Raw genomic sequence first — 26538 nt, 5'->3', positions numbered from 1 at the left:
GGAGAGTGCTGAACACCTGACCTAAGGCTCTTTTTTATGAAAGGGAGGCCATCTGCCCGTGAAGATTGGACACGAAGAATTGACCGGCTATCTTGAAAAGCTGCTAAAGCCGCGGCCGGCTGAAATTATGAAACTGGAGGCCTATGCCGAAGAGCATGGCGTACCCATTATGGAACCGACAGGAATCGAAGTGCTCCTGCAGCTTCTTTCACTCAAAAATCCGAAAAAAATTCTTGAAATCGGTACCGCCATCGGCTATTCGGCGATTCGGATGGCGCTTGCCCTTCCCGAAGCTGAAATCTTTACGATCGAGCGCGATGAAGACAGGTATCGGGAAGCGCTGAAAAACATCCGGTCATTCCAGCTTGAAAACAGAATTCACGTGTTCTTCGGCGATGCGCTTAGCGAGTCGGACGCCGTTCAATCGATGGCTCCTTATGATGCGCTTTTTATCGATGCCGCAAAAGGCCAGTATCAGAAGTTTTTCAGTATATATGAAAAAATGCTTGCCGATGACGGCATCATTTTTACGGATAATGTCCTTTTCAAAGGCCTTGTCGCATCAGATTACAATCAGATCGAAAACAAGCGCATCAAAAAGCTTGTATCGAAAATAGATCATTACAATCATTGGCTGATGGAGCATCCTGACTACCACACGGCGATCCTGCCTGTGGGCGACGGATTGGCCGTCAGTCAAAAAAGAGGTGAACGGATATGAAAAAGCCTGAACTGCTTGTGACGCCGACGGCTGTTTCGGATATTAAGCCTTTGGCAGAGGCAGGCGCCGATGCGTTTATCATCGGTGAACAAAGGTACGGTTTGCGTTTAGCCGGGGAGTTTTCCAGAGAGGAAGTAAAAGAAGCCATTATTCAGGCTCATGAAAAAGGCGCAAAAGTATATGTTGCGGTGAACGCGATTTTTCACAATGACCGGGTTCCTGAACTGAATGACTACCTTTCTTTCTTGGACGAGGCAGGCGCGGATGCGATTGTCTTCGGCGATCCCGCCGTACTGATGGCAGCACGGGAATCAGCGCCGAACATGAAGCTTCACTGGAATACGGAAACGACCGCAACCAACCATTATTCCTGCAATTATTGGGGGCGAAAGGGCGCGAAGCGCGCGGTGCTCGCAAGAGAGCTTAACATGGACAGCATCGTTGAGATTAAAGAGAAAGCAGAAGTCGAGATTGAAATTCAGGTTCACGGCATGACATGCATGTTCCAGTCAAAGCGCTCCCTGATCGGCAACTATTTTGAATACCAGGGAAAAGTTATGGATATCGAAGGCAGGAAAAAAGAAAAAGGCATGTATCTCCATGATAAAGAACGCGGCAATAAATATCCGATTTTCGAAGACGAAAACGGCACGCACATCATGAGTCCGAATGACGTCTGCATCATTGATGAGCTTGAGGATTTAATCGATGCCGGCATCGATTCATTTAAAATCGACGGGATTTTAAAATCGGTCGAATACATGACTGAAGTAACGGCCATGTACCGCGAAGCCATCGACCTTTGCATCGCAGACAGGGAAGCATACGAAGACAAGAAAGAACAATGGATCGAGCGGATCGAACAGCTGCAGCCTGCAAACCGCAGCATCGATACCGGATTCTTTTTCAAAGAAACAGTATATTAAAAGGAGGGATAGCCATGTCTGCAGTAAAAGATAAAATTTCCAAAATCGTTAATGGAAAACGCGTCATTACGAAAAAGCCAGAACTTCTTGCTCCGGCGGGAAATTTGGAAAAACTGAAAATCGCTGTCCACTATGGTGCAGACGCTGTATTTATCGGCGGACGTGAATATGGACTCCGCTCAAACGCAGATAACTTTTCAATTGAAGAAATGGCTGAAGGTGTCGAATTTGCGAAAAAATACGGCGCCAGAATTTATGTGACGACAAACATATTTGCGCATGAAGAAAATGTCGACGGACTAGAAGACTATTTGCGCGATCTCGAAGGAGCAGGCGTGTCAGGCATTATCGTCGCTGATCCCCTGATCATTGAAACGTGCCGCAGAGTTGCGCCGAAGCTGGAAGTGCATTTGAGCACCCAGCAGTCCCTTTCAAACTGGAAAGCCGTTCAGTTCTGGAAGGAAGAAGGCCTTGAGCGGGTCGTGCTCGCGCGTGAAACGAGCGCACTTGAGATTAGAGAAATGAAAGAAAAAGTCGATATTGAAATCGAAACGTTCATACACGGTGCGATGTGTATCGCTTATTCCGGCCGCTGCGTGCTCAGCAACCATATGACGGCCAGGGACTCTAACCGCGGAGGCTGCTGCCAGTCATGCCGCTGGGACTATGATTTGTATCAGACGGACGGGGCGAATGCACTGCCGCTGTATGAAGAAGGCGATGCTCCATTTGCGATGAGCCCGAAAGATCTGAAGCTGATCGAATCGATTCCGCAAATGATTGAAATGGGTATCGACAGCCTGAAAATCGAAGGCCGGATGAAATCGATCCACTACATTGCGACAGTCGTCAGTGTGTACAGAAAAGTGATCGATGCTTATTGCGCTGATCCTGAAAACTTCGTCATCAAAGAAGAATGGCTGAAAGAACTTGACAAATGCGCCAATAGAGACACGGCGCCTGCTTTCTTTGAAGGAACGCCAGGATATGAAGAGCAGATGTTCGGCGTCCACGGCAAAAAGACAACATATGACTTTGTCGGACTTGTCCTTGACTATGATGAAGAGACAAAAATGGTCACGCTTCAGCAGCGTAACTTCTTTAAAACCGGAGATGAAGTCGAATTTTTCGGTCCGGAAATCGAAAATTTCACATGCAAAATTGACACGATTTGGGACGAAAAAGGCAATGTGCTTGACGCAGCCCGCCATCCCCTGCAGATCGTCAAATTTAGAGTGGACAACAAGATTTATCCTAGCAACATGATGAGAAAGGGGCAGTAATGGCATGGGGAAAAAACCGGTAGTTATCGGCATAGCGGGAGGCTCCGGATCAGGAAAAACGAGCGTCACCAGATCCATTTATGAACAGTTTAAAGGTCATTCGATCTTGATGCTCGAACAGGATTTATATTATAAAGATCAGAGCCATCTGCCGTTTGAAGAGCGGCTGAACACGAACTACGACCACCCGCTTGCATTTGATAATGACTATTTGATCGAGCATTTAAACGAATTGCTCGCATACAGGCCGATCAAAAAGCCGATTTACGATTACAAGCTGCATACGCGTTCAGAGGAAGTCGTGCACGTCGATCCGAAAGATGTTATTATTTTGGAAGGAATCCTTGTTCTCGAGGATGAAAGGCTCCGCGACTTAATGGACATCAAGCTGTATGTCGATACGGATGCCGACCTGCGGATCATCAGAAGGATGCTCAGAGACATAAAAGAAAGAGGACGTTCGATCGATTCTGTCATCGAGCAGTACATCTCAGTCGTCAGACCGATGCACAACCAGTTTGTCGAACCGACGAAACGCTATGCCGATATCATTATTCCGGAGGGCGGCCAAAACCGCGTCGCCATCGACCTGATGGTAACAAAAATACAAACTATTCTTGAACAAAACGCGATTTTATAATAACATAGCATAGACAAACACAACTCTGACCATATTATGTATAGAAATTGAAGGGTTCTCATCCTGAGCCCTTCTTTAACTGTATAAGCACCATTTACCGGAGCCTTCCATCCGGTTTATATGATACTTTACAAATATGGGAGAGAAGAAGGGGACAAGGGTTGTCCTCATTCTTGTATATTCAAGTCTATACTCTCACATACAAGTGATGAGGAACCAACTAGAAGGAGTGAAGGAACATGGCACAAGAGAAAGTATTTCCTATGACAGAAACGGGAAAGAAAAAACTGGAAGAAGAACTTGAGTATTTGAAAACGGTTAAACGTAAAGAAGTTGTTGAACGTATTAAAGTGGCAAGAAGCTTCGGAGATCTTTCCGAAAACTCCGAATACGATTCAGCAAAAGAAGAACAAGCTTTTGTAGAAGGGCGCATCACAACCCTTGACAATATGATCCGCAACGCAAAGATTATCGAAGATGACGGTGCAAACTCAGATATCGTCGGCCTCGGAAAAACCGTTACATTTACGGAGCTTCCTGACGGTGAAGAAGAATCTTATACCATTGTGGGCAGCGCGGAAGCCGATCCGTTTGAAGGAAAAATCTCGAACGATTCCCCAATCGCGAAAAGCCTTCTCGGCAAACAGGTTGGAGACGAAGTAACCGTTCAAACACCGGGCGGCGAAATGCTTGTAAAGATTGTGAAAATTTCATAAAATTTGTTTAGCAAACGATGACCTCGTCCACAATGTGGATGAGGTGTTTTTATGAAATGGCAAAAGCGCATGAAGTGGGTATCGATTATCATTTCGGCTGCCCTGTTATTTCTGCTGATCAGGCTGGCTGAAATTCAACTGTTTTTTACCGAATCCTTTTCTAAACGGAATGTGAACTTAATCCAGGAAAGCGTCAAACAGCGCACGGAGGAAGTTCGGATTTCAGACGGGAGAGGATCTTTTTTAGATCGGAACGGCGAACATTTGTCCGTCAGCCAAAAACCGGCCATCGTCTTGTTCCCTTTTTTAAAAAATCAGCCGTGGCCGGCCGAAGAAGCAGCCGAAATTTTAAACATGACAGAAGATGAGCTCGGGAGCAAGCTGGAACACGCTAAAAAACCCGTGATTCTCACAAAACGTGAAGGAGCGTCCGTTTCAAAGGCAGCTCTCGAAAAAATCAATAAACTGAAATATCCGGGCGTTTACGGCGTATACATAGAAGAAACAGAAAAGAACAGGCTGGCTTCGCACACGCTCGGTATGACCAATCAAGACCCGGACCTTCTCCGACGCAAATATCCCGATAAAGACGACCTGCCCATCAGCACGAAAATCGGCACCTTCGGCATGGAGCGGACGTTTGATGAATTCCTGCTTCCTGAACAAGATACAAAACTGTTGTATCATGTGGACGGATTGGGAAACCCTTTGTTCGGTATGGACGTCAAATATACAGCAGACGCCAATCCTTTTTACCCGCTGCAAGTCAAAACAACGATCGATAAAAAGGTTCAGCAGGCAATGGAAGATGTACTGGCTGACCAAAAGCTTGATAAAGGCGGGGCGGTTCTGCTTGACATCGAAACGAACAGCGTGGTGGCGATTGCGAGCAAGCCCGACTTAAACATGGCATCGCAAAAAACAAGGCAGAACTATATGCTGACACCGGTATATCCCGGCTCGGTTTTTAAAACCGTGATTGCTGCGGCAGCGATCGAAAACGGTTTGGACCATCCGTCAAAAACCTTTAACTGCAATTTGAACCTGTACGGTGAGACCGGAGAAGACAAAGGGAAGCTCAGCTTGGAAGACAGTTTTGCGGAAAGCTGCAACTACACGTTTACAAATCTTGCTGGACAGCTCGTTGAAAAAAACAGCTCCGTGATCGAAGATACCGCCGCAAAGCTCGGGCTGACCGGACGGGTCGGCTGGGAAGGGAAGCTGTATCATGAAGATGAGTTCAGACAGTTTTATCATGAAACTGCAGGATCAATCTGGGGGGATGAAAAGGACAAAAAAGTTAAAAAAGCCGTAGCCCAGACCGCCATCGGCCAAAAAAATGTGAAGCTGACTCCGTTGGAAATCGCCAACATGATGGCGACCATCGCAAGAGGCGGAGAGAAAAAACAAGTCAAGATCGCAGACCAGATCGAATATAAAAACGGCACATTGATGACGACTTTTAAAGATCACGAGCTTCCAGGAGAGAAAATCGATCAGTATACAGCACAAAAGCTGCAAAAACTGCTCAGAAAAGTTGTCACATCTGAAAAAGGGACAGGCCGGCGCTTCAGCGATCTTCAGTACGATGTAGCGGGAAAATCGGGCACAGCGCAGACAGGCAGGACGGCAGATGACAAAAAAACGCTCTATCATAAATGGTTTGCCGGTTATTTTCCGGCGAACAAGCCGAAATATGCGCTCGTCGTCGTCCATATGGATACGCCGGATAGCAAGGCTGCGACAAATGCCGTATTTTATGATATTGTTAAAAAAGTATATGAAATTGAAAAGAACCAGACATAGAAGAATGCCTCAGGTGATGATAAAATAGGAAGCGAGGCAAGAGGGAAAAAGGAGTGCAATGAACTTGAGCGAAACAAGGGAATCTCGTTTTGAAAATCGTGATAAGCGCAGGAAAGCGAATCTTGTGCTTAACATTTTAATAGGCATCGTATTGGTATTAATCGTTGTCGTTGCCAGCAGTCTGATGATGAACAGCCCGAAGGAGCAGGCGCAAGATGTCTCGAAAAACGATTCAGAACAGACGACAGAAGCACCTGCTTCCGACAATAAGAAACAAACATCTGACGAAGATGTAAAAGATGAGGACAAAGGAAAAAGCGATTCTTCCGACAAAGAAGACAGCGATTCCGACTCGGACAAGGATAAAGAATCTGCTTCAGACGAGGACAAGTCAACATCAGATGATCCGTTTGAAGGAGCCAAAGTGACAGAAGGCGGTTCAAGTGCTAATGTTGAAAAAACGATCATCAATCCTGACTGGGAACCTGTCGGTACACAACAGAGCGGACAGCATACCGCAACATATGATTCTTCTTCACAAGACTGGAAGGAAATGCTTGAAGCCATTTCATACGCGACAGGGATTTCTAATGACAACATGACGTTGATCTGGCTTGGAAACAACGGCAGCCCGCAAGATGCGAAAGGAACCATTCAGGCGAAGGATACTGGCGTCAAATACCAGGTAGCCATTACTTGGATTGACGGAAAAGGCTGGAAGCCGACAAAAGTTGAACAATTGAAATAAAGAAAAAAGCGGCCGGTTGCTAAACCGGGCGCTTTTTTATGATTCGGCTTTAAAATGAACGACTGCGCTGTAGTGAATCCGTCCGTCAATGACCGCCGTCTGGTGGGAAACCGAATGGACCCTCAGCAAAATCGCCTGGTTGTTTTCAATCTGTTGACTGATCTTTTTTTCAAGCTCCTCTAAGCTCAGCGCCTCAAAAAACTCAATTTTATCTTTGATCAGATCGAGCCCGAAGTTCATAAACCAATCCTCCATTCGTCTCAAGTCATTTTTTATTAAAGCAGAGAAGCGGCCGGGTGACAAGGGAAATATAACCAAGCCTTTTTTGTACCCAAAACGAATGACTTGTGGTAGGATAAGAACTAATCAATCGAATAAATCATACTATACTTATAGGAATTGTAAAAATAGATGGAGAGTGACGATAAAATGGGAAGAGAGTTCATTCCTTTATTTGAGAACTGGGCAAATTCTTATGATGATACAGTAGTTGGCCGCGATCTTCAATACAAAGAAGTGTTTCGCAACTATGACGGCATTCTGGATGATGTCGTCAGCCGCTCGGGGCATAAAGTTCTCGAATTCGGTGTCGGCACAGGCAATCTGACTGCGAAATTGCTGGCAGCCGGAAAGGGAGTCACAGGTGTAGAACCTTCAAAAGCGATGAGAGAAATTGCCGAGGAGAAGCTGCCGGAGAATGCAGTAATCGTTGACGGAGACTTTCTCGACTTTCCGTATCCTCCGTTTTCTCCCGACACGATTGTCAGTTCCTATGCGTTTCACCACCTGACAAACGAAGAGAAGCGGGAGGCTGTGAAGCGATATGGAAAAATGCTCGGAAAGCATGGTAAAATAGTGTTTGCTGATACCGTCTTCAAGGATCGGGAAGCCTTCTCTGCCGCTGTTAAAAAAGCGAAGGAAAAAGGGTTCCTGCAATTGGCGGAAGACCTTGAAACGGAACATTATCCGACGCTTTCGGAGATGGAAACGATCTTTACCTCAGAACATTTCAGTATCGCCTTTCAAAAGCATAATGATTTTGTCTGGGTAATGGAAGCGGCAAAATTGTAATTTGAAGGGAAGTTTTAGATATGAAAATCGCAGTTATCGGAGCAATGGAGGAAGAAGTCACGATTTTGCGAAGCAAGCTCGAACAGACGAACCGGGAAGTCATCGCAAACTGTGAATTTACGAGCGGATTTTATGAAGGAAAAGAAGTCGTACTTTTAAAGTCCGGCATCGGCAAAGTCAATGCAGCCATGAGCACGACGATTCTGCTTGACCGCTTTAAACCGGACGTTGTCATCAACACCGGATCAGCCGGCGGCTTCCATCATTCGCTTAATGTCGGAGACATCGTCATCTCGACCGAAGTCCGCCATCATGATGTTGATGTCACGGCATTTGATTATGAATATGGACAGGTTCCAAATCTGCCGGCCGCATACAAGGCAGACAGTGCATTGATCCAAGCGGCGGAAGACGAAGCGTCTGAACTGGGACACATTCAGGTTGTCAAAGGAACGATTGCAACAGGCGATTCCTTTATGAGCGATCCTGACCGTGTGGCATTCATCCGCGGCAAGTTTGAAGACCTTTACGCGGTTGAAATGGAAGCGGCGGCTGTCGCGCAGGTTTCTTATCAATTTAATACGCCGTTCGTTGTCATCAGGGCGCTTTCAGACATCGCCGGAAAAGAATCTGAAATTTCATTTGATCAATTTTTGGAGCAGGCTGCCAAGCATTCGACAGATCTTGTGCTCCGCATGATTAAAAGAATCAATTAAAAGCAGGGGGGAGAATCCCCCTCTGTTTTGCACCTCTTGAAGGAGGAAGGAACATGAATGTGATCAAGAACATCACCCAATTGATCGGCAAAACGCCGCTTCTGCAGATTTTGAATTTTAACATTCCCAGAGGGGTTAACATATATGCAAAGCTTGAAATGATGAATCCTGGAGGCAGCATTAAAGACCGCCTTGGAGAAGTGCTGATTGCTGAAGCCATCGGTTCGGGAAAGCTGAAACCCGGTGGAACAGTCATTGAGGCAACAGCAGGCAATACGGGAATCGGTCTGGCTCTCGCCGCCAGAAAGCACGGCATTAGACCCGTTTTTTGCGTACCCGAGCATTTCAGCATGGAAAAACAGTCGATTATGAAAGCGCTCGGCGCTCGGATTGTTCATACCCCCAGAAGTGCCGGAATGAAGGGTGCGATTGAAAAGGCACTTGACCTTGAGAAGGAGATTCCCGATTCTTATTGCGTTTTGCAGTTTAAAAACCCAGTAAATCCATTGGCTTACTATAAAACGCTCGCCCCGGAAATATGGGATGATCTTGGCGGCCGGATTGACGTCTTCGTCGCCGGTGCCGGATCAGGAGGCACATTTGCGGGAACCGCCAAATTTCTGAAAGAAAAAAATCCGTCCATTAAAACGGTTATTGTTGAACCGGAAGGCTCGATTTTAAACGGAGGGGAACCGCACGGACATAAAACCGAAGGAATCGGAATGGAATTCATTCCGGAATACATGGACGAAAGCCATTTCGATGAGATTTACACCGTGCTTGACGAAGATGCGTTCCGGCTTGTAAAAGAAGCCGCGGAAAAGGAAGGGCTTCTGATCGGAAGCTCATCAGGCGCCGCGTTGTTTGCCGCATTGAAAGAAGCTGAAAAAGCGAAAGCCGGCACAAACATTGTGACCGTTTTTCCCGACAGCAGCGACCGCTATTTAAGCAAAAAAATTTACGAAGGAGGAATCTGATATGAAGCCAAAAACGAAAATGATTCACGGCGGTATTACAGGAGACGAAAAAACAGGAGCGGTATCGGTTCCTATTTACCAGGTCAGCACGTACAAACAGCCTCGCGCCGGCCAGCATACAGGATACGAATATTCCCGGACGGGAAATCCGACGAGAACGGCGCTCGAATCCTTGATCGCGGATGTTGAAGGCGGTGCAGCAGGCTACGCGTTCGGCTCTGGGATGGCAGCGATCACAGCTGTCATGATGCTTTTTAAAAGCGGCGATCACATCGTGTTGACAGATGATGTATACGGCGGCACATACCGCGTGATGACAAAGGTGATGAATCGCATCGGCATTGAAGCGACCTTCAGTGATACGAGCAGCATTGAAGACATCACAAAAGCGATCAAGCCGAATACAAAAGCGATTTATGTTGAGACGCCGACAAATCCTTTATTGAAAATTACTGACATCAAGAAAGCAGCTGAAACAGCGAAAAAGCACGACTTATTGCTGATTGTCGACAACACCTTCTACACGCCGTACTTTCAAAACCCAATCTCGTTGGGAGCCGATATCGTCCTTCACAGCGCGACGAAATACTTGGGCGGACACAGCGATGTCGTCGGCGGACTGGTCGTAACAGCCTCGAAGGAACTCGCAGAAGAGATCCATTTCATTCAAAACTCTACAGGCGGGATTCTCGGGCCACAGGATTCCTGGCTCTTAATGAGGGGGATGAAAACCCTTGGCTTGAGAATGGAAGCCCATGAGCAAAATGCCCGGAAAATCGCAGCGTTTTTAGAAGATCACCCCGCCGTCAAAAAGGTTTATTACCCAGGGCTGTCCTCTCATCCGGGACATGAGCTTGCCAAGCGGCAAAGTACGGGCTTCGGAGGCATGATCTCGTTTGATATCGGAAAAGAAGAGAACGTGGATCTTGTCCTTGGCCGTCTCAAATGGTTTACGATTGCCGAAAGCCTTGGCGCGGTTGAAAGCCTGATTTCGGTGCCGGCGCGGATGACTCACGCTTCGATCCCGCGTGAACGCAGGCTGGAGCTTGGCATCACAGACGGATTGATCCGTATTTCCGCCGGGGTTGAAGATATTGACGATCTGCTGGAAGATTTGCAGCAAGCGCTGGCCCCGCTTTCTTAATATGGCTGAATTTACATGTCTGGTCATCTGTCAATCTATGTTATCCTGAATCATATCCATTATGAAACAAAAGCAGGTGATCATGACATGCAGAAGAAAAAAGTCAAATCGCTGATGGAAGACTATAAGCAGTTTGCTTTTACGCTTCTCAGCGTAAGCGCATTTTTATATATCGGATCGGTCATTCCCGGACAAGGTTTGGAAACCGGCCAAAAGATGACAATGATGCTCGCGACATGCGGTTTTTTGGGAGGAGCTTTCTATTGTGTGAAGCGCTCGCTCAAATATAAAAGACAATTAGACGAAATGGAAGAATCATAAGCAGAGAGACTCTTGAGAGGGGTTCTCTGCTTTTTTTTGACTTGATCAATCCGTCCATTTTAAAAAAAACGGTTTACAAACAGGAATTTGATGGATATACTTACAAAGTAAACAAAAAGCAAAGGAGGTTGATGAACATGAAACCAGCACTGACTACATACATTAGACTTTGTGAATGCCAATACCATGATTCATCAAACCTGTGGGAGAGATTGTGCACTTCCTTAACCGATGCTTTTTCAGCACAGCCGGTACGTTAGGAAGTTAGGCATAATAATACGCTACTCCTCCCGCAAGATAAAGACTCAATTCGTTTTTATCTGGCGGTTTTTGTTTGCGCCCGCAGGTTTGTCAGATGATCTGCGGGCTGTTTTTGTTTTTAGCGAACTTGAAAGGAGGTGAGCGATGTGACCATTAATCTATTCTTCTTAACACTAACCATTCAGAGACGATTTAAAAGTCCGGAAGAGTACGAACGAGAATACGAAATAGAACAAATGTACAATGAAATGAAAGACCTGCAGCTAAAATATCTTTACATGAACAGCCAGCGCTAGCTTAAAGCGCGAAAAAAATAAAGGAGGAGATCAAGATGATGCATAGAAAGGAACTGTTGGCACATTACACTCAGGAGAAGGACCAGGTTTAGCCGGGGTTAAAACGAGTTCCGCATCTCCGCTTTTCTGCATAATATGAAGCAAGCAATTCAAGGAATGCAGGTGAACAGCATGCAGAAAAACGGCAGAATGCCTTTTATCGGCCACGGGTATACATCGATGCCTCATTCTTTCAAGCACGGATACGGTAATCCGTACCGGCGCCAAAGAATGGAGATGGCGCGCCAATTCGGGTATTGGCCGCATTATTGGTATTATTGAGAAAGAGCAGAAAACAAACCGTTTTCTGCTCTTTTTCATTTGGACAAACTAAATGGCAAAATGAGAGGGGGGCTTTAAAATCCCCCCTCCTGTTCATTTAGCAGACGTAACAAGCGCCAATGATAATTAAAAGAATGAATAGAACCACAACAAGCGCGAATCCGCCTCCATAGCCGTATCCGCCGCCGTATCCGCCGGAGTAGCCTCCCCAGCCGCCGCAGCATCCGCCGCCGTAACCAAAGCCCATAAATAGCACCACCTTTTAGTGAAAATTCCATATATACTATGCATGGGTTTGAGTTGTGGAAAGGGCGGATAGACCAATTCATTAAAAAAACAGTTTTCTTGAAGCGAAACATTTTCAAAGCTGAAGCCGTCTAGTTATGGAATGAACAAAAGAATGCAATTATTTTTGCAAATCCTTTTAATATTCGGTCCATTGACCGATATGAGCGGGGAAAGGCCCGTTTGTACGTAAAATCGGGCTAATTAGAATTAAAGCAGGTGTTTTAACGTGTTTGAACAATGGCTTGGAAAACAATTGCGGAGCCCGAGCGGCATTTTGTCGAAATGGGTCGCGTCATATATGGAAAACGGAAATCATGATATAAACGAATGGACCATCAACTTAATGGATGTCTGTCCGCATGAGCGCATCCTTGAAATCGGAACGGGAAGCGGAGCGGCACTTTATCGGATAGCGGAGCTGCTTGGGAGCGGCAAAGCCTGCGGCATAGACGCTTCAAAAAGCATGGTCAAGCAAGGCCTGCGGCGAATCCGTCATGTGAAAGAAGAAGGAAAAGCCGAATTGAAGCTCGGCCATGCCGAAAATATTCCTTATCCGGACCGTTCTTTTCATAAAGTATATTCAGTCCACACCATTTATTTTTGGACGGATTTCAAACAGGCATTAAAAGAAATTTACCGTGTTTTACAGGTTGACGGCACGCTGTTTCTCGCCGTGCATCTGGAAGGGCAAATGAAAAAATCGAAAAAAACACAAGGCTTTACCTTGTACTCAGAAGAGCAAATCAAACAACTGCTTGAAGAAAGCCATTTCAGAGACATCACGGTACATATGCACAAAAATTACTGCTGTATTTCTGCGGTAAAATCATGAGCTTTGTATGATCATCCCTTTCAATACGAGAGGGATTTTTTATGTTTGATAGAGTTGAAACTGGATCTTAAATATCATATTTTTGATTTTTAAAGAAAAGTATTCCATTAACATAGCAAACATGGTTTAATATCAAAGTGAACGTTTTTACTATATTTTCCGGAGGTATTTATGAACAAAAGGATCGTGAAAAGTTCAATTGCTCTCTTTCTCCTTGTTGCATTGATTTTTGGCCAGCTGCCTCTACCGAAGACGATGGCAGCCGAAGACAGCGTTCCGATTAACGAAACCACATTGACCGGCGCGTCCCCTGTTGAAGCTTCATTTCAAAGCGATGATGAGGTGCATTGGTATAAAATCAATCCTTCAAATCAGGAAATCGCAAACTACACGCATTTCCGCGTTAAACTGAAATCAGCTGCAGAGCTGAACATTTCCGTCTACTCCAGCCTGGAGAATGCAACTGATCATCAAACGTTTGACCGTTACAACGGCTACTCCTATGAAAATAATCCCGCTTTAATCGATTTTCCGATTGCCTGGAAAGGTTCTTACTACATAAAAGTAGAAAATCACCATGATGAGGAAAACGAAACCACTTCAATTACAGATATTTCTTACACCATCAGCTATGAAGGCGTTACCCTGCCTCCGTCAAACCAGGAAGCAGAAGAAGAGTGTCCGGCAGAATTAAGCGTCTCCGAAAGGGAAACCGGCAAGGGCATATTAACACAGTTAAGAATGATCAGGGATGAAGTTCTTTCAAAAACTGAAAAAGGAAAAGAGCTGTCTTCCCTTTACTATAAAGCAGCTCCATTCATCAGCGCAAAAATGCTCTTTAACAAATCGATGAGAGACAGTGTCTACAAAGATTTGGTGCAACTGAAGCCGCTGTTTGCCGATGTCGCAAAAAACGGGCAAGAGAGCGCATACACCATTACGAATGATGATCAAAAAGCGATCAGCCGCCTGTACGAAACAGCCCGCGCGTCCGTTCCCGAGTCGTTGAAAAAACAGCTGGATCAAGTCGCAAAAGACATCGGCATCGAACAATTAACAGGCAGCAAAGTATCGGCTGTGCTTGAAAAAGCGGGGATGGCGACAGCTTCATCAAGCGCGCCCGAAAAACGCTATATTGTAAAATTAAAAGACGGCAAAAAACCGGGTTCTTTCAAATCTAAAGCCCAATCTTCCGGTGTTCAGGCATTAGAGCCCCTCGATAAAAGTAAACCGGCATTTAAAGATATGTACGTTGTTGAAATGAAGGAAAGCCGTTCTGCCGGATTTAAAGCGGCGGCAAAGCAATATCAGGCGGCAGCCGCCAAGATCGCCAAGATGCCTGAAGTGGAATTCGTCGAACAGGTTCAGCAATACGAAGCACTGTCAGCGGACACCCAATATCCATATCAATGGTCGCTCAAAAATAACGGCAAAAACCGTGCTGCGAATGCAGACATTCAATTTGAACAGCTCCAAAAGCTGATGAAAGGCAAAAAGCTGAAAGATACAGTAATCGCCGTCGTTGATACAGGAGTTGATCATACGCTTGCCGATTTAAGCAGCAGCGTCAAAAAAGACGAAGGCTATAACTATATCGGCCGCACGGTGGATGCGATGGATGACAATGGTCACGGCACACACGTGTCAGGCATCATTGCAGCCGCGCAAGACAACCATTTTTCAATGGCGGGAATCAATGCCTATGCCAAAATCCTGCCTGTCAAAGTGCTGGATTCTTCAGGAAGCGGAGATACGGAACAGATTGCAAACGGCATCATCTATGCTGCCGACCACGGTGCAAAAGTCATCAATTTGAGCCTTGGCGGGCCATACAGCCGGGTGATGGAATATGCGCTTAAATATGCGGCTTCCAAAAATGTGATGATCGTTGCCGCAACCGGCAATGACGGAGTGTCGGAGATTTCGTACCCGGCATCTTCGAAGTATACGCTTTCAGTCGGGGCAACCAATAACCTCGATCTCGTCTCGGACTACTCCAATTATGGAAAAGGTCTCGATATGGTGGCCCCGGGAACCGATATTCCAAGCCTCGTTCCGGACGGGAATGTCACTTATATGAGCGGAACATCCATGGCGGCGCCGCACGTTGCAGCTGCAGCAGGACTTCTTTTGTCACAGAATCCGTCCTTGAAACCAAAGCAAGTCGCAAAGCTATTGACCGACACCACAGCAGATGTGGCATTTGAAGAACAGGATAATCCAAACCCGGATTATGACCTGGATGTAGAACCGGCTGCTCAAATTCCTGGATATGACTTCGTTTCCGGGTGGGGAAGGCTGAATGTTTATCATGCAGCCAGCGTTTTTGAGCTGAACATGAAGGTTCATCCTCTTTTAAACCGCCACTCGGCAGTGACAGGCACAGCCAAAAGCGGATCAACGGTCAAAATCTTGCGAGGGAAGCAGGTATTGGGCACGGGAACAGCCGGAAAATCAGGCGCGTTTTCAGTGAAAATCCCGGCTCAGAAGGCGGGGCAAGTTCTTCATGTCGCGGTATCGGGCCATCAGGCGGAAGCCTCGCTCAGAACCATCGTGGAAAAAGCGCCGAAAAACCCGTCCGTCAAACGCATCACGAACAAAGATACTGCCGTAACGGGGAAAACGGCAGCCGGCTACACGATCAAAGTGAAAAACGCGTCCAAAAAAGTGATCGCGCAAGGCAAAGCGGATCCATCCGGAGCGTTTAAAGTGAAAATCAACAAGCAAAAAGAATATGCCGTTTTGTATGTCTCCGCATCTGCTGATGAATACAGAGAAAGCGGCGATGTTAAAATGACGGTGGCTGACGTCATCCCGCCAGGCGCCCCGAAAGTTTATCAGGTTTCCGATAAAAGTACGGTGATACAGGGAAAAACAGAAGCAAACGCGCAAGTCAGCGCCAAAGTAAAAGGAAAGACGATCGCTTCCGGCAAAGCGAACGGAAAAGGTGAATACAAGCTGAAAATCAGCAGGCAAAAAGCCGGAACCATCATCAGCGTAACAGCAAAGGATAAAGCCGGGAATGTCAGCAAAGCGAAAGCCGTCACTGTGCTTGACAAAACCCCGCCGCCCGCGCCGAAAGTGAATACGGTGACAAACAAGAGCACGGCCGTTAAGGGGAAAGCAGAGCCGAACGCCGCCATCACCGTCAAAGCAGGAAAGAAAACGATCGGAACCGGCAAGGCCGATAAAAAAGGCGCGTTTTCTGTGAAAATAAAAAAACAAAAGGCAAACACCGTTTTAGCGGTCAGCGCAAAAGATAAAGCCGGCAATACAAGCAAAGCGAGCAAAATAAAAGTCAAAAAAGCAAAATAATCCGATGGCAGAAGGAACTGATGACATATCAGTTCCTCTTTTTTATCAAAATTAATATATAAGAATACTTTTGCACAGCCACGCTTCCTTCATTCAATTTATGAATATCAGCTCATGTCAACAGTTGGGCCTATTATACCCTTTTTCGTTTTTTCTTAAAAATTTTTATATTAAAAAAGGAATTTTCAAGTGTTCTGTCAAAAAGTGAATGTATTGGAAAAAGCGGAATGAACGTTCATTCCGCTAGCTTGGAGGGCAAAATCAATGGAATCGGAAAGCAAATATCAGAAAATTATCGAGGCATCGCTCGTCCTTTTCGCAGACAGAGGCTTTGACGCCGCAACCATTCCGATGATTGCCGAGAAGGCAAACGTCGGTGCAGGCACCATCTACCGCTACTTTGACAGCAAGGAAGCCCTTGTAAATGTCTTGTTCCAAGACAGTGTGAAGAGATTTAAAGAAAAGATAGAGGAGGGCTATCCTGAAGATTCAGCAGGGATAAAAAAACAATTTCAGCACATTTTCCGCTGTCTTTTCGAGTTTTCTCAAGAAAATGTCCATGCACTGTATTTTTTGGAAATTGACAAAACCTCTCATTACCTGACAGAGAAAAGCCGTGAGGTCTTGAACGAACTGCTGGATTTCGTCTATTTATTTTTTGAAAAAGGGAAAGCGGCCGGCGTGATTCGCCCCTTGCCTTCCCACATCTTATCGGCTGTGGTATTCGGGGCGTTCGTTCATATTCAAAAATTGGTAAGAGCCGGGGAAATCGAAGACCCTACCGGACTGATCGAAGAGATTGAAGAATGTTCTTGGCATGCTGTCAAACATCATGGATGAATAGCTTTTTTCCAAAACAGAAAGGATGATTTTCATGAACAAGTTAAATGGAATTCCAATCCCTAAAACTTACGGGCCGCTCGGCAACCTGCCTTTGCTTGACAAAAACAAGGTCTCCCAGTCTCTTTGGAAAATCGCGGATGAGATGGGGCCAATCTTTCAATTTAAGTTTGCGGATGCGATTGGAGTATTTGTGTCCAGCCATGAACTGGTGAAAGAAGTCTCTGACGAATCCCGGTTTGACAAAAACATGGGGAAGGGGCTATTGAAAGTTCGAGAGTTCAGCGGAGACGGGCTGTTTACAAGCTGGACGGAGGAACCCAATTGGCGGAAAGCCCACAATATCCTTCTGCCGAGCTTCAGCCAAAAAGCGATGAAGGGATACCATCACATGATGCAGGATATTGCCGTCCAACTCATCCAAAAGTGGTCCCGTCTCAATCAGGATGAGAGCATTGATGTGCCGGACGATATGACGCGGCTGACGCTGGATACGATCGGCTTATGCGGTTTTAACTACCGCTTTAACAGCTTCTACCGCGAAGGGCAGCATCCGTTTATCGAGAGCATGGTCCGGGGTTTGAGCGAAGCGATGAGACAGACGAAGCGCTTCCCGCTGCAGGATAAGCTGATGGTTAAAACGAAGCGGCAGTTTAACAGTGATGTTGAGTCGATGTTTTCTCTTGTTGACCGGATCATCGCTGACCGGAAGCAGGCCGGCGGCGAAAGCGGAAATGACCTCTTGTCGCTTATGCTTCATGCGAAAGACCCTGAGACCGGCGAAAAACTGGATGATGAGAATATCCGCTATCAAATCATTACATTTTTGATTGCCGGACACGAGACGACGAGCGGTTTATTATCGTTTGCGATCTATCTGCTCCTGAAGCATCCGGATAAGCTTCAGAAAGCGTATGAAGAAGCAGACCGCGTGCTGACCGATCCCGTCCCTTCCTACAAACAGGTTCAGCAGCTGAAATACATCCGAATGATTTTGAATGAATCGATAAGGCTTTGGCCGACGGCACCGGCTTTCTCTCTTTATGCAAAAGAAGAAACGGTTATCGGGGGAAAATACTTGATTCCAAAAGGACAGAGTGTCACAGTGCTCATCCCAAAACTGCACAGGGATCAAAGCGTCTGGGGAGAAGATGCCGAGGCATTTCGGCCTGAACGGTTCGAGCAGATGGACAGCATTCCGGCGCACGCATACAAACCGTTTGGCAACGGCCAAAGGGCATGCATCGGCATGCAGTTCGCCCTTCACGAAGCGACGCTTGTGCTCGGCATGATTCTTCAGTACTTTGATCTTGAAGATCATGCAAACTACCAATTGAAGATCAAAGAATCGCTGACGCTAAAACCGGATGGCTTCACAATCAGGGTGAGGCCGAGGAAAAAAGAAGCAATGATGGTGACGCCGGGTGCTCAACCTGAAGAGAACACGCGTCAGGAAGAAAGGCCTCCCGCACCGGCTGCGGAAAATACGCACGGAACTCCTCTCCTTGTGCTCTACGGTTCAAATCTCGGCACAGCCGAAGAGATTGCAAAGGAGCTTGCTGAAGAAGCGCGTGAGCAAGGATACCACAGCCGGACGGCGGAGCTTGATCAATATGCAGGCGCCATCCCGGCAGAAGGGGCAGTTATCATTGTGACGGCTTCCTATAACGGAAACCCGCCCGATTGCGCAAAGGAATTTGCCCATTGGCTTGAGCATGATCAGACAGGCGATTTGCGCGGGGTCAAATATGCGGTATTCGGCTGCGGAAACCGGAGCTGGGCCAGCACTTACCAGCGGATTCCGCGCCTGATTGACAGCGCATTGGAAAAAAGAGGCGCCCAAAGGCTGCACAAGCTTGGAGAAGGGGATGCAGGCGATGATTTTGAAGGACAGTTTGAGTCATGGAAAAACGATCTGTGGCCGCTTTTAAGAACCGAATTTTCATTGGCCGAACCCGAGCCGAATCAAACAGAAGCAGACAGGCAAGCCTTATCTGTCGAGTTTGTAAGCGCACCTGCGGCTTCGCCGCTGGCTAAAGCTTATCAGGTGTTTACAGCGAAAATATCGGCAAACCGAGAACTGCAGTGTGAAGAGAGCGGGAGAAGCACAAGGCATATTGAAATATCGCTTCCTGAAAGTGCCGCATATCGGGAGGGAGACCATCTCGGGGTGCTTCCGCAAAACAGCGGGGTGCTGATTGATCGCGCCTTTCAGCGGTTTGGGCTGAACGGAAATGAACAAATTTTGATCAGCGGACGGAATCAAGCATCACATTTACCTTTGGAGCGGCCTGTTCAAGTCAAGGACCTTTTTCAACATTGCGTCGAGCTCCAGGAGCCGGCCACAAGGGCTCAGATTCGCGAGCTGGCGGTACATACTGTTTGTCCGCCTCATCAGCGCGAGCTTGAAGACCTGCTGAAAGACGACGTCTATAAGGATCAAGTGTTGAAAAAGCGGCTGACAATGCTTGACCTGCTTGAACAATACCCGGCCTGTGAACTGCCGTTCGCCCATTTTCTGGCGCTTCTGCCTCCGCTAAAACCGAGGTATTACTCGATTTCCAGTTCGCCGCAGCTTAACCCGCGGCAAACAAGCATCACTGTCTCTGTCGTAAGCGGTCCGGCATTGAGCGGCCGCGGGCAATACAAAGGGGTTGCATCGAACTATCTCGCCGGCCTTGAGCCGGGAGACGCGATTTCGTGTTTCATCAGGGAGCCTCAGTCAGGCTTCCGGCTTCCTGAAGATCCTGAAACACCGGTGATCATGGTCGGGCCGGGCACCGGAATCGCACCTTACCGCGGATTTCTTCAGGCGCGCCGTACCCAGCACGATGCCGGGATAAAGCTCGGTGAAGCGCATTTGTACTTCGGCTGCCGCCGCCCGAACGAAGATTTTCTGTATCGAGACGAATTGGAGCAAGCGGAAAAGGACGGAATCGTCCATCTGCATACAGCGTTTTCCCGGCTTGAAGGCCGGCCGAAAACATATGTGCAAGATTTGATCAGAGAGGATGCAGACTTGCTGATTCACTTGTTGAACCAAGGCGGCCGCCTGTATGTGTGCGGAGACGGAAGCCGCATGGCTCCCGCTGTTGAACAAGCTTTGTGCGAGGCATATCGCATTGTACAGGGAGCGAGTCAGGAAGAGTCGGAAAGCTGGCTGTCCGCACTTTTGGAAGAAGGGCGCTATGCAAAGGATGTGTGGGACGGCGGCGTTTCCCAACATAACGTGAACGAGGACTGTGCCGCGGACCGCATCGCAAGAACGTAAAACAAAAAGAGGCATTCTGAATTGATCAGGATGCCTCTTTTTTAGAGTTTGTGATTTTTCTATTGATATAGATGAAAAGGTTTGATCCCAAGAACCAAACGAGCAAAATATATCCCCATTTTGCCGGCGTCTCCCAGCCCTCGAAAAAAGGCAGAGAAGCAATGAATGTTTGCCCTTTCATGATGACAAACACCAATAACGCCACAGAGGTGACGAGAGCGATTCCTTGTAAGATGAGCGTTTTTGCACTATGTTTTTTCAAATCGTCCCATACGTACATCAGCACGAACACCAGGGAGACCATTGAGATGATATCATTCGCTGTGCCGTTTATTTTGAGCCCAAACCTAAGAAAAAGATTCAAACATCCAGATGCCAAAAATCCGTTAAATCCAATTGTTTTAAGCAAGATGATTCCCCCCTCAAACCATTATAGAGGGAGATAAAGGAAAAGCCAACATGACAGGCTGTGTTCAATCATTCTAAAAACGGCTGATCTTCAGGAGGAATCGCCATGCTGGCTCTGATTTAAATATCGGCATGCAGTGAAGAAAGTTTAGCTTTTATTTCAGATCTGATGTATGGTCTTGACGCCTGTTTCTTTTGGCTTCGGCAAAGAAAATTGCCGGATAAGCGATCAAAAGCAGTCCGATAATGAAGGAGACGATTCCCGGCCATTTAAAATGGGTCCAGAAGAAGCCTCCGAAAGATCCCGCTAAGCTTGAGCCGAGATAATAGCTAAGCAAATAAAGGGAGGAAGCTTGAACGCGCTGTTCGCCGGCCGTCTGCCCGACCCATGAGCTTGCGATCGAATGCGACCCGAAAAATCCAAATGTAAAGACAGCGATCCCGGCAATTTTCAGAGGAAGCTGCGGCAGAAGCGTAAGCAATGCGCCTCCTGCGATAATGGCAATCCCGATTTTCAGCATCAACGGGCTGCCGAAACGGTCGGCTTTCTTTCCCATATAGACGGAACTGAGCGTTCCCGCCAAATAAACGATAAAGATGAACCCGATGACAGTTTGAGAGAGCTTGTACGGAGGTCCCATCAATTGAAACCCAATATAATTGAACAGCGTAACAAAGCTTCCCATTAATAAAAATCCGAGTGAAATGATTGACAGCAGCCGTTTGTTCATCAAGACGGCGCCGTAGGCCATGCTTGCCTTCTTCACGCTCGTTTTTCGCTTAGCAGAGTGCTGCGGCCGGGGCAGCAAAATCCAAAACAAATAGCTTAATAGCACTGATAATGCCCCGATGATTCCAAGCGCCGCGCGCCAGCTGAACAAGTCTGTCAAAAGGCCGGTCAAAAGCCTTCCGCTCATTCCTCCGAGGCTTGTGCCGCTAATGTATAACCCCATCATTTTGCCGAGCCCTCGCGGATCAAATTCCTCTCCGACATAAGTCATGGCGATCGCGGGTACACCTGCAAGGAAAAAGCCAAGCAGCCCCCTCATCGCCAAGAGCGCCGCGAAGTTCGGACTAAAGGCGGTCAAGAGGCCGAGTACTGATGTCGCAAACAGAGATATTACCATAATCGTTTTCCGGCCGAATCCGTCAGATAAAGCTGCTGCCGTGAGCAATGCAAAAGCCAATATACCTGTTGAAATGGATAAAGTTAAGCTTGCAGCTGCCGCCGATATGCCGAATTCCTCCGCAAACAATGGCATGAGCGGCTGTGTGGTGTAAAGCGTGGCAAATGTCACAAAACCGCTGATGAATAAGGCGATGCTTGCTTTTTGATAATCCTTCGTATGCGGCTGTATATAAGTCATGGAAGCTCCTCTTTTCTAGAATGACAATCTATGTCTCATGGTACGCTTTCATTTACGATGTGTCTAATTTATAATAACTATCATTATCATGCGTTTTAGTTATGAAGGAGCGGATGAGCATTGGAACTCTATCAAATTGACCATTTTATTGCCGTGAGCAGGCATAAACACTTTACAAAAGCCGCCTTGGAACAACGGATTTCCCAGCCGGCTTTGAGCAGGTCGATCAAAAAGCTTGAAGAAGAATTGGGCGTCCCGCTGTTTATTCGAAAAACAAAATCGATCCGCCTGACAAAGTACGGCGAGCAGTTCCTCATCAAAGCGAAGCAGGCCCGCCTTGCCCTTGACGAAGGCGTCCAGCAAATCAGGGAAAGCATCAATCCGAATGCCGGGGAAATCTCGGTATCTTTTTTGCATACGCTTGGTTCGCGGCTGATGCCTCAGCTGATTGCCGGATTTAAAAAGAAATACCCGAATGTTGCTTTCCGTCTGTATCAGGCCGCAAATGAACATCTTCAGCACATGGTGGAGACGGGCGAGGCTGATATATGCCTCAGCTCTCCGCCGCTTCCAAACGAGCTTCTGGAATGGACGGTGTTGGATACTGAGCCGCTTTATCTGGTGCTTCCCGCCGACCATCCGCTCGCAGATCGGAAAGAAGTCGCGATCCGATCCATTGCACACGAAGACTTTGTCGGCTTTAAGCCGGGGTATGGTCTTCGATATGTGTTTGATCAAATGTGCCGGGAACTGTCCATCAGCCCGAAGCTTGCTTTTGAAGGGGAAGAAGTGTCAACGATTTTGGGCCTTGTATCAGCAGGGCTCGGTGCGGCAATCCTGCCGAAAACGGCGGAGCATGTCCATTCTCCAGTGGCATTTTGCCGAGTGTCAGACTACCGTTCTGAGAGGACGATCGGTCTCGCCGTCTTGAAAGACTATGATTTGTCGCCGGCGGCACGCAACTTTAAAGAATTTGTCATCGAATACTATCGACGGAACGAGCGGCCTGATCAGCCATAAATCAAATAAGGACTTCTCATGATGACGAGTATCCTGTATATTGATAATGATAATTATTATCAATTGGAGGGTTGAACATGACGAAAAAGCAGTATTCTTATATATTGATCGTTTTACTCGCAGTCTCTGTTTTTCTTTCAGGCTGTCAAAGCGGTCATCAACAGTCGGCATCAAAGAATGGCGAAGAGAAAGCAAGAGTGGTGAAAACAATCAATGGAAATGTCACTGTACCGGCCAATCCGAAGCGCGTCGTTACGATAGGCTATGCAGGAACCATGCTAGCATTCGGGATCAAGCCGCTTGGAGAAACAGGAAAATATCTTGAAAGTCCATATATTAAAGATCATGTTTCAGAAATAAAGAATATCGGGGGAAAAGACGGTATTTCAGTATCTGTGGAAAAAATTCTTGAGCTCAAACCCGATTTGATCGTATCGATGACGAACGATTCAAAAGAATATGAAAAACTGTCAAAAATCGCTCCCACTGTCGTCTATCCGTTCGGCATGTTTAAAGATGCACGCGATGAAATGAAAACGTTTGGCAAGCTGCTCGGCAAGGAAAAGGAGGCTCGGGAGTGGACGAAAACGTTTAATCAAAAAATGAAAGCCGCCCGCGCAAAAATCAAAGATGCATCTGTACAAGGTGAAACGTTCTCTTTAATCGGCGCATATGCAAAATCTTTGTATGTCTACGGGGCATACGGGTATCGAGGCGGAGAAGCGATCTATACGCAGCTTGGACTGACGCCGCCTGAATCTGTTAAAAAGGATGCCATTGATACAGCTGACGGATATAAAGCCATATCTTTCGAGGTCCTGCCGAAATATGCCGGAGACTACATATTTGTCGATGAATCATACAACGGAAAGCTAGATCAGGACAATCCGGTTTGGACATCGCTTGACGCGGTGAAAAAAGGCAAGGTCTTTTTCCTCGATCCGGACAGATTCTGGCCGTATGATCCAAACGCTGTTCAGGCACAGGCCGAAGAAATCGCCGACATGATTTCCAAAAAAGCGAAAAATAAATAGAAAAGCGGGGAGCCGAAAAGAATGATCCGGCTTCCCGCTTTTTCATTTTTCATAATGCTGAAATTGAATATCCAGTGTCCGGAGGTACGTTTGCAAGCCCGCATCTTGGATGGGGATAATATAGGCCGCTTCACCTGACTCATTATGGTGGGAATGCCATAATCCCGGCGGTGTAATGAAGGCTTTTCCGGTTACCCAGTCAATTCGTTTCGGATCGATGATTTCCTTTGTGGCCGGATCGATGTTGCTTCCGACTAATGTGTACGTGCCGGGTGCGGCATAGGCGACAAAATCGAGAGCAACCGACTTGTGGCTGTGAGGCGCTTGATTGGAGCCGGGAGGCACGATGCCGAACATCGCCCACAATACATGGGTGATCGTCAACGTTTGATCGAATATATCATTGTTTAAGAGTATGGAAATGCGGTTTCGAAAACGGGCGTCAGGAGCGGCCGCCGCTTCAGCCAATTTTGCTTTTGCCTGTTCAGCGGTGTAGAGGGTTGGTTGAAAACGGGATTCCGACGGTTTTACGCCTAAATAATGCAGGAGAGGTGAATCGGTGATGTAATAAATGGCTGCATCTTCTGCTGCGGTATGCCGGCTGCTTGAACCGGCAGGCAAAGTCAAAAAATCGCCTTTCTGCCAGTGAATCGTATCTTCGCCCGTTTCGGTTTTCCCTGCGCCGCTGACAATGTAATATAGTTCGCTTGTCGCACGGGGGGCAGTGTGAATCGTGTCGCCTGAACGAATCTTGATAAAGTGGGCGAGAAGGGAAGGGCTTGAAGCGGGATAATCCGTCTTCAGTTCTTCTGAGATGTCCAGCGGGATGATCCGCGTTTCACCTGTCTCATACAATTCCGGCCCGAACTCTTTCACAGGAACCGGGCTGATTATTCCGCTTCCAATCGGGTCAGAGGCAGTGGTATACTCGAAAAAACGGGCATGTTTCGTCAAATGCTCGGCTCGGGTTTCAAATTGAGAATGCATTGAAAAAACCTCCTGTTATTTTTTGATAATTCAATCATATCTCATTTGGAAGATGCTAGTAAACCCTACATTGACTCAAAACAGATACGGGAAAGAGGGATTGCATTGGGAAAAGGATTGAACGGCAGAAGAATTGCCATCGGAGCATCGCGAAAAACGGATGAAATGAGCACATTGATCAAAAAGCAAGGCGGGGTTCCCGTCGTTCGCTCCCTTCAGGGTACTGTGTTTTTGGCCGAAAAAGAAGTAGGCCCTGATTTGCGTGCCTTTGCTGAAACGGGAGCCGACTGGGTGATTTTTACGACCGGAATCGGGACGGAAACGCTTGCCAACCTAGCTGAGAAACTAGGAATCGGCGAGCGCTATTTACAAGCGATCCGCGGGGCGAAAGCGGCATCGAGAGGCTACAAAACAATCGCCGCTTTAAAAAAACTCGGCATTACGCCCGTTGCGGCCGATGAAGACGGCACGACCAAGGGACTGATCGACTCGCTCCAATCCCACGATTTTTCCGGCAAACGGGTGATGGTCCAGCTCCACGGCGAAAACGCTCCGTCACTGCTTCAGTTTTTGGAAGAGAAAGGTGCAGCCGTTGTTCCGCTTCTGCCTTATCGGCATGTTGCCCCAGACCGGGAAACCGTCGCTTTATTATGCAGCGAGGTCATCAACCGTGAAGTGGATGCGGTTTGCTTTACAACGGCCGTCCAAGTCCGCTCGCTTTTTCATTTCGCGAAAGAAAACGGCTATGCGGAGAAAATTGTTCAATCGTTTCAAGACCGCGTGTTGGCGGCCGCTGTCGGAAAAGTGACGGCAGAAGCTTTAAGAGAAGAAGGGGTCGAACGCTTTCTCGCTCCCGGCCTCGAACGGATGGGAGCGATGATTGTGGAGCTGGCCCGGTTTTATGAAACGGAAGAGGAAATCAAAACACAGTAAGTGCGAAGGAAATCAGCAGATTGAGGTGTGAGAGTCTCCTTGGGAGGCGTTGTCATGTTTTTTAAAGATGCAGACCCAAAAGGAAAAAAAGCCGCAGACGGAGCTTGCCGTGCAGCTTTCATTTTCTGGGCCGTGATACTTTTTGTGAATACGACTTTTGAATATTTTGATCGTGAGCCGTTGATTTCAAATTTTTCTTTTTTGCTGGGCTTAGGCTTAGCCGTGTTTTTTTTGACGGAGCGCCTGGTCAAATGGCTTGCAGTCGCAAAAACAAGAAAAACGCTTCGCTGATGAGC

27 protein-coding genes are annotated in these 26538 nt (G+C 47.1%); 22 read left to right on the top strand and 5 right to left on the bottom strand.

The window, feature by feature from the left end; all coding sequences use genetic code 11:
• Window positions 1-58 precede the first annotated feature (58 nt).
• From MKX80_RS14795 to MKX80_RS14765, 7 genes are all read left to right on the top strand, one after another.
• The gene (locus MKX80_RS14795; RefSeq protein ID WP_043928213.1) at window positions 59-721 is read left to right on the top strand and encodes an O-methyltransferase; all 663 of its coding nucleotides are present in this window, start codon (window positions 59-61) and stop codon (window positions 719-721) included.
• Window positions 718-1647 (top strand): peptidase U32 family protein, encoded by a 930-nt coding sequence (locus MKX80_RS14790; RefSeq protein WP_268343300.1) that lies wholly within the window; start codon window positions 718-720, stop codon window positions 1645-1647. Before MKX80_RS14795 ends, MKX80_RS14790 begins: the two co-directional genes overlap by 4 nt.
• A 14-nt stretch (window positions 1648-1661) precedes the next feature.
• Window positions 1662-2930, top strand: a complete 1269-nt coding sequence (locus tag MKX80_RS14785) for a U32 family peptidase (RefSeq protein WP_154995758.1) — start codon at window positions 1662-1664, stop codon at window positions 2928-2930.
• 4 nt (window positions 2931-2934) lie between these two features.
• Window positions 2935-3570, top strand: a complete 636-nt coding sequence (udk, locus tag MKX80_RS14780; RefSeq protein ID WP_003183905.1) for a uridine kinase — start codon at window positions 2935-2937, stop codon at window positions 3568-3570.
• A gap of 239 nt (window positions 3571-3809) precedes the next feature.
• Window positions 3810-4286 (top strand): transcription elongation factor GreA, encoded by a 477-nt coding sequence (gene greA / locus MKX80_RS14775; RefSeq protein WP_020452389.1) that lies wholly within the window; start codon window positions 3810-3812, stop codon window positions 4284-4286.
• Window positions 4287-4337: 51 nt separating this feature from the next.
• Complete coding sequence (locus tag MKX80_RS14770) at window positions 4338-6092, top strand: penicillin-binding protein 2 (protein ID WP_268314059.1); 1755 nt, start codon at window positions 4338-4340, stop codon at window positions 6090-6092.
• A gap of 58 nt (window positions 6093-6150) precedes the next feature.
• Window positions 6151-6840 (top strand): YrrS family protein, encoded by a 690-nt coding sequence (locus MKX80_RS14765; protein ID WP_268343299.1) that lies wholly within the window; start codon window positions 6151-6153, stop codon window positions 6838-6840.
• Between the two features lie 36 nt (window positions 6841-6876).
• On the opposite strand, the gene MKX80_RS14760 is transcribed toward MKX80_RS14765, so the two are convergent.
• Window positions 6877-7080, bottom strand: a complete 204-nt coding sequence (locus MKX80_RS14760; protein WP_043928220.1) for a YrzA family protein — start codon at window positions 7078-7080, stop codon at window positions 6877-6879.
• A 189-nt stretch (window positions 7081-7269) separates the two neighbouring features.
• Between MKX80_RS14760 and MKX80_RS14755 the strand changes: the two genes are divergently transcribed.
• From MKX80_RS14755 to MKX80_RS14725, 7 genes are all read left to right on the top strand, one after another.
• On the top strand, window positions 7270-7911 hold the full coding sequence (locus tag MKX80_RS14755) for a class I SAM-dependent methyltransferase (RefSeq protein ID WP_268343301.1): 642 nt from the start codon (window positions 7270-7272) through the stop codon (window positions 7909-7911).
• Between the two features lie 20 nt (window positions 7912-7931).
• The gene (mtnN, locus tag MKX80_RS14750; protein WP_003183892.1) at window positions 7932-8627 is read left to right on the top strand and encodes a 5'-methylthioadenosine/S-adenosylhomocysteine nucleosidase; all 696 of its coding nucleotides are present in this window, start codon (window positions 7932-7934) and stop codon (window positions 8625-8627) included.
• Between the two features lie 53 nt (window positions 8628-8680).
• A complete protein-coding gene (locus MKX80_RS14745) occupies window positions 8681-9604 on the top strand; it encodes a cysteine synthase family protein (RefSeq protein WP_268343298.1) in 924 nt (307 codons plus the stop codon).
• A gap of 1 nt (window position 9605) precedes the next feature.
• Window positions 9606-10748 (top strand): bifunctional cystathionine gamma-lyase/homocysteine desulfhydrase, encoded by a 1143-nt coding sequence (locus MKX80_RS14740; protein WP_154995750.1) that lies wholly within the window; start codon window positions 9606-9608, stop codon window positions 10746-10748.
• 87 nt (window positions 10749-10835) lie between these two features.
• Entirely contained in the window at window positions 10836-11069 is a 234-nt protein-coding gene (locus MKX80_RS14735; RefSeq protein WP_011198155.1) for a YrhC family protein, read from the top strand.
• Window positions 11070-11476: 407 nt separating this feature from the next.
• Window positions 11477-11626, top strand: coding sequence for a YrzI family small protein (locus MKX80_RS14730; RefSeq protein WP_020452381.1), 150 nt, complete (start codon window positions 11477-11479; stop codon window positions 11624-11626).
• Between the two features lie 171 nt (window positions 11627-11797).
• Entirely contained in the window at window positions 11798-11947 is a 150-nt protein-coding gene (locus tag MKX80_RS14725; RefSeq protein WP_164468297.1) for a hypothetical protein, read from the top strand.
• 97 nt (window positions 11948-12044) lie between these two features.
• Here MKX80_RS14725 and MKX80_RS14720 read toward each other — a convergent pair whose 3' ends face one another.
• The gene (locus tag MKX80_RS14720; RefSeq protein ID WP_154996801.1) at window positions 12045-12194 is read right to left on the bottom strand and encodes a YjcZ family sporulation protein; all 150 of its coding nucleotides are present in this window, start codon (window positions 12192-12194) and stop codon (window positions 12045-12047) included.
• Between the two features lie 267 nt (window positions 12195-12461).
• On the opposite strand from MKX80_RS14720, the gene MKX80_RS14715 reads away from it, so the two are divergent.
• The 4 genes from MKX80_RS14715 to MKX80_RS14700 all read left to right on the top strand — a co-directional run bounded on the left by MKX80_RS14715 (window position 12462) and on the right by MKX80_RS14700 (window position 20493).
• On the top strand, window positions 12462-13067 hold the full coding sequence (locus MKX80_RS14715; protein WP_154996803.1) for a class I SAM-dependent methyltransferase: 606 nt from the start codon (window positions 12462-12464) through the stop codon (window positions 13065-13067).
• Between the two features lie 171 nt (window positions 13068-13238).
• Window positions 13239-16382 carry an Ig-like domain-containing protein gene (locus tag MKX80_RS14710; RefSeq protein ID WP_268342944.1) on the top strand — a complete coding sequence of 1048 codons (3144 nt, stop codon included), beginning with the start codon at window positions 13239-13241 and terminating at the stop codon, window positions 16380-16382.
• 264 nt (window positions 16383-16646) lie between these two features.
• Window positions 16647-17222, top strand: coding sequence for a TetR/AcrR family transcriptional regulator (locus MKX80_RS14705; protein ID WP_154996807.1), 576 nt, complete (start codon window positions 16647-16649; stop codon window positions 17220-17222).
• A gap of 34 nt (window positions 17223-17256) precedes the next feature.
• Entirely contained in the window at window positions 17257-20493 is a 3237-nt protein-coding gene (locus tag MKX80_RS14700; protein ID WP_268342943.1) for a bifunctional cytochrome P450/NADPH--P450 reductase, read from the top strand.
• 25 nt (window positions 20494-20518) lie between these two features.
• Here MKX80_RS14700 and MKX80_RS14695 read toward each other — a convergent pair whose 3' ends face one another.
• Window positions 20519-20902 (bottom strand): YoqO family protein, encoded by a 384-nt coding sequence (locus MKX80_RS14695; RefSeq protein ID WP_268342942.1) that lies wholly within the window; start codon window positions 20900-20902, stop codon window positions 20519-20521.
• Window positions 20903-21056: 154 nt separating this feature from the next.
• Window positions 21057-22268 (bottom strand): MFS transporter, encoded by a 1212-nt coding sequence (locus MKX80_RS14690; protein WP_182070304.1) that lies wholly within the window; start codon window positions 22266-22268, stop codon window positions 21057-21059.
• 120 nt (window positions 22269-22388) lie between these two features.
• Here MKX80_RS14690 and MKX80_RS14685 point away from each other — a divergent pair, with 120 nt between their 5' ends.
• Window positions 22389-23288 carry a LysR family transcriptional regulator gene (locus MKX80_RS14685; protein WP_154998268.1) on the top strand — a complete coding sequence of 300 codons (900 nt, stop codon included), beginning with the start codon at window positions 22389-22391 and terminating at the stop codon, window positions 23286-23288.
• Between the two features lie 77 nt (window positions 23289-23365).
• Window positions 23366-24322, top strand: coding sequence for an iron-hydroxamate ABC transporter substrate-binding protein (locus MKX80_RS14680; RefSeq protein ID WP_154998274.1), 957 nt, complete (start codon window positions 23366-23368; stop codon window positions 24320-24322).
• A gap of 42 nt (window positions 24323-24364) precedes the next feature.
• Here the strand turns inward: MKX80_RS14680 and MKX80_RS14675 are convergent, their stop codons facing one another.
• The gene (locus MKX80_RS14675; protein WP_154998270.1) at window positions 24365-25309 is read right to left on the bottom strand and encodes a cupin; all 945 of its coding nucleotides are present in this window, start codon (window positions 25307-25309) and stop codon (window positions 24365-24367) included.
• A gap of 105 nt (window positions 25310-25414) precedes the next feature.
• Between MKX80_RS14675 and MKX80_RS14670 the strand changes: the two genes are divergently transcribed.
• Complete coding sequence (locus MKX80_RS14670) at window positions 25415-26242, top strand: uroporphyrinogen-III synthase (protein WP_268342941.1); 828 nt, start codon at window positions 25415-25417, stop codon at window positions 26240-26242.
• A 54-nt stretch (window positions 26243-26296) separates the two neighbouring features.
• Window positions 26297-26533 (top strand): hypothetical protein, encoded by a 237-nt coding sequence (locus MKX80_RS14665; protein ID WP_186807252.1) that lies wholly within the window; start codon window positions 26297-26299, stop codon window positions 26531-26533.
• The last annotated feature ends 5 nt before the right edge of the window (window positions 26534-26538 follow it).

The sequence above is a fragment of the Bacillus sp. FSL K6-0972 genome (assembly GCF_037976035.1).
In the GTDB taxonomy this organism is placed as follows: domain Bacteria; phylum Bacillota; class Bacilli; order Bacillales; family Bacillaceae; genus Bacillus; species Bacillus haynesii.
This window is presented reverse-complemented; position numbering and strand designations above follow the sequence as displayed.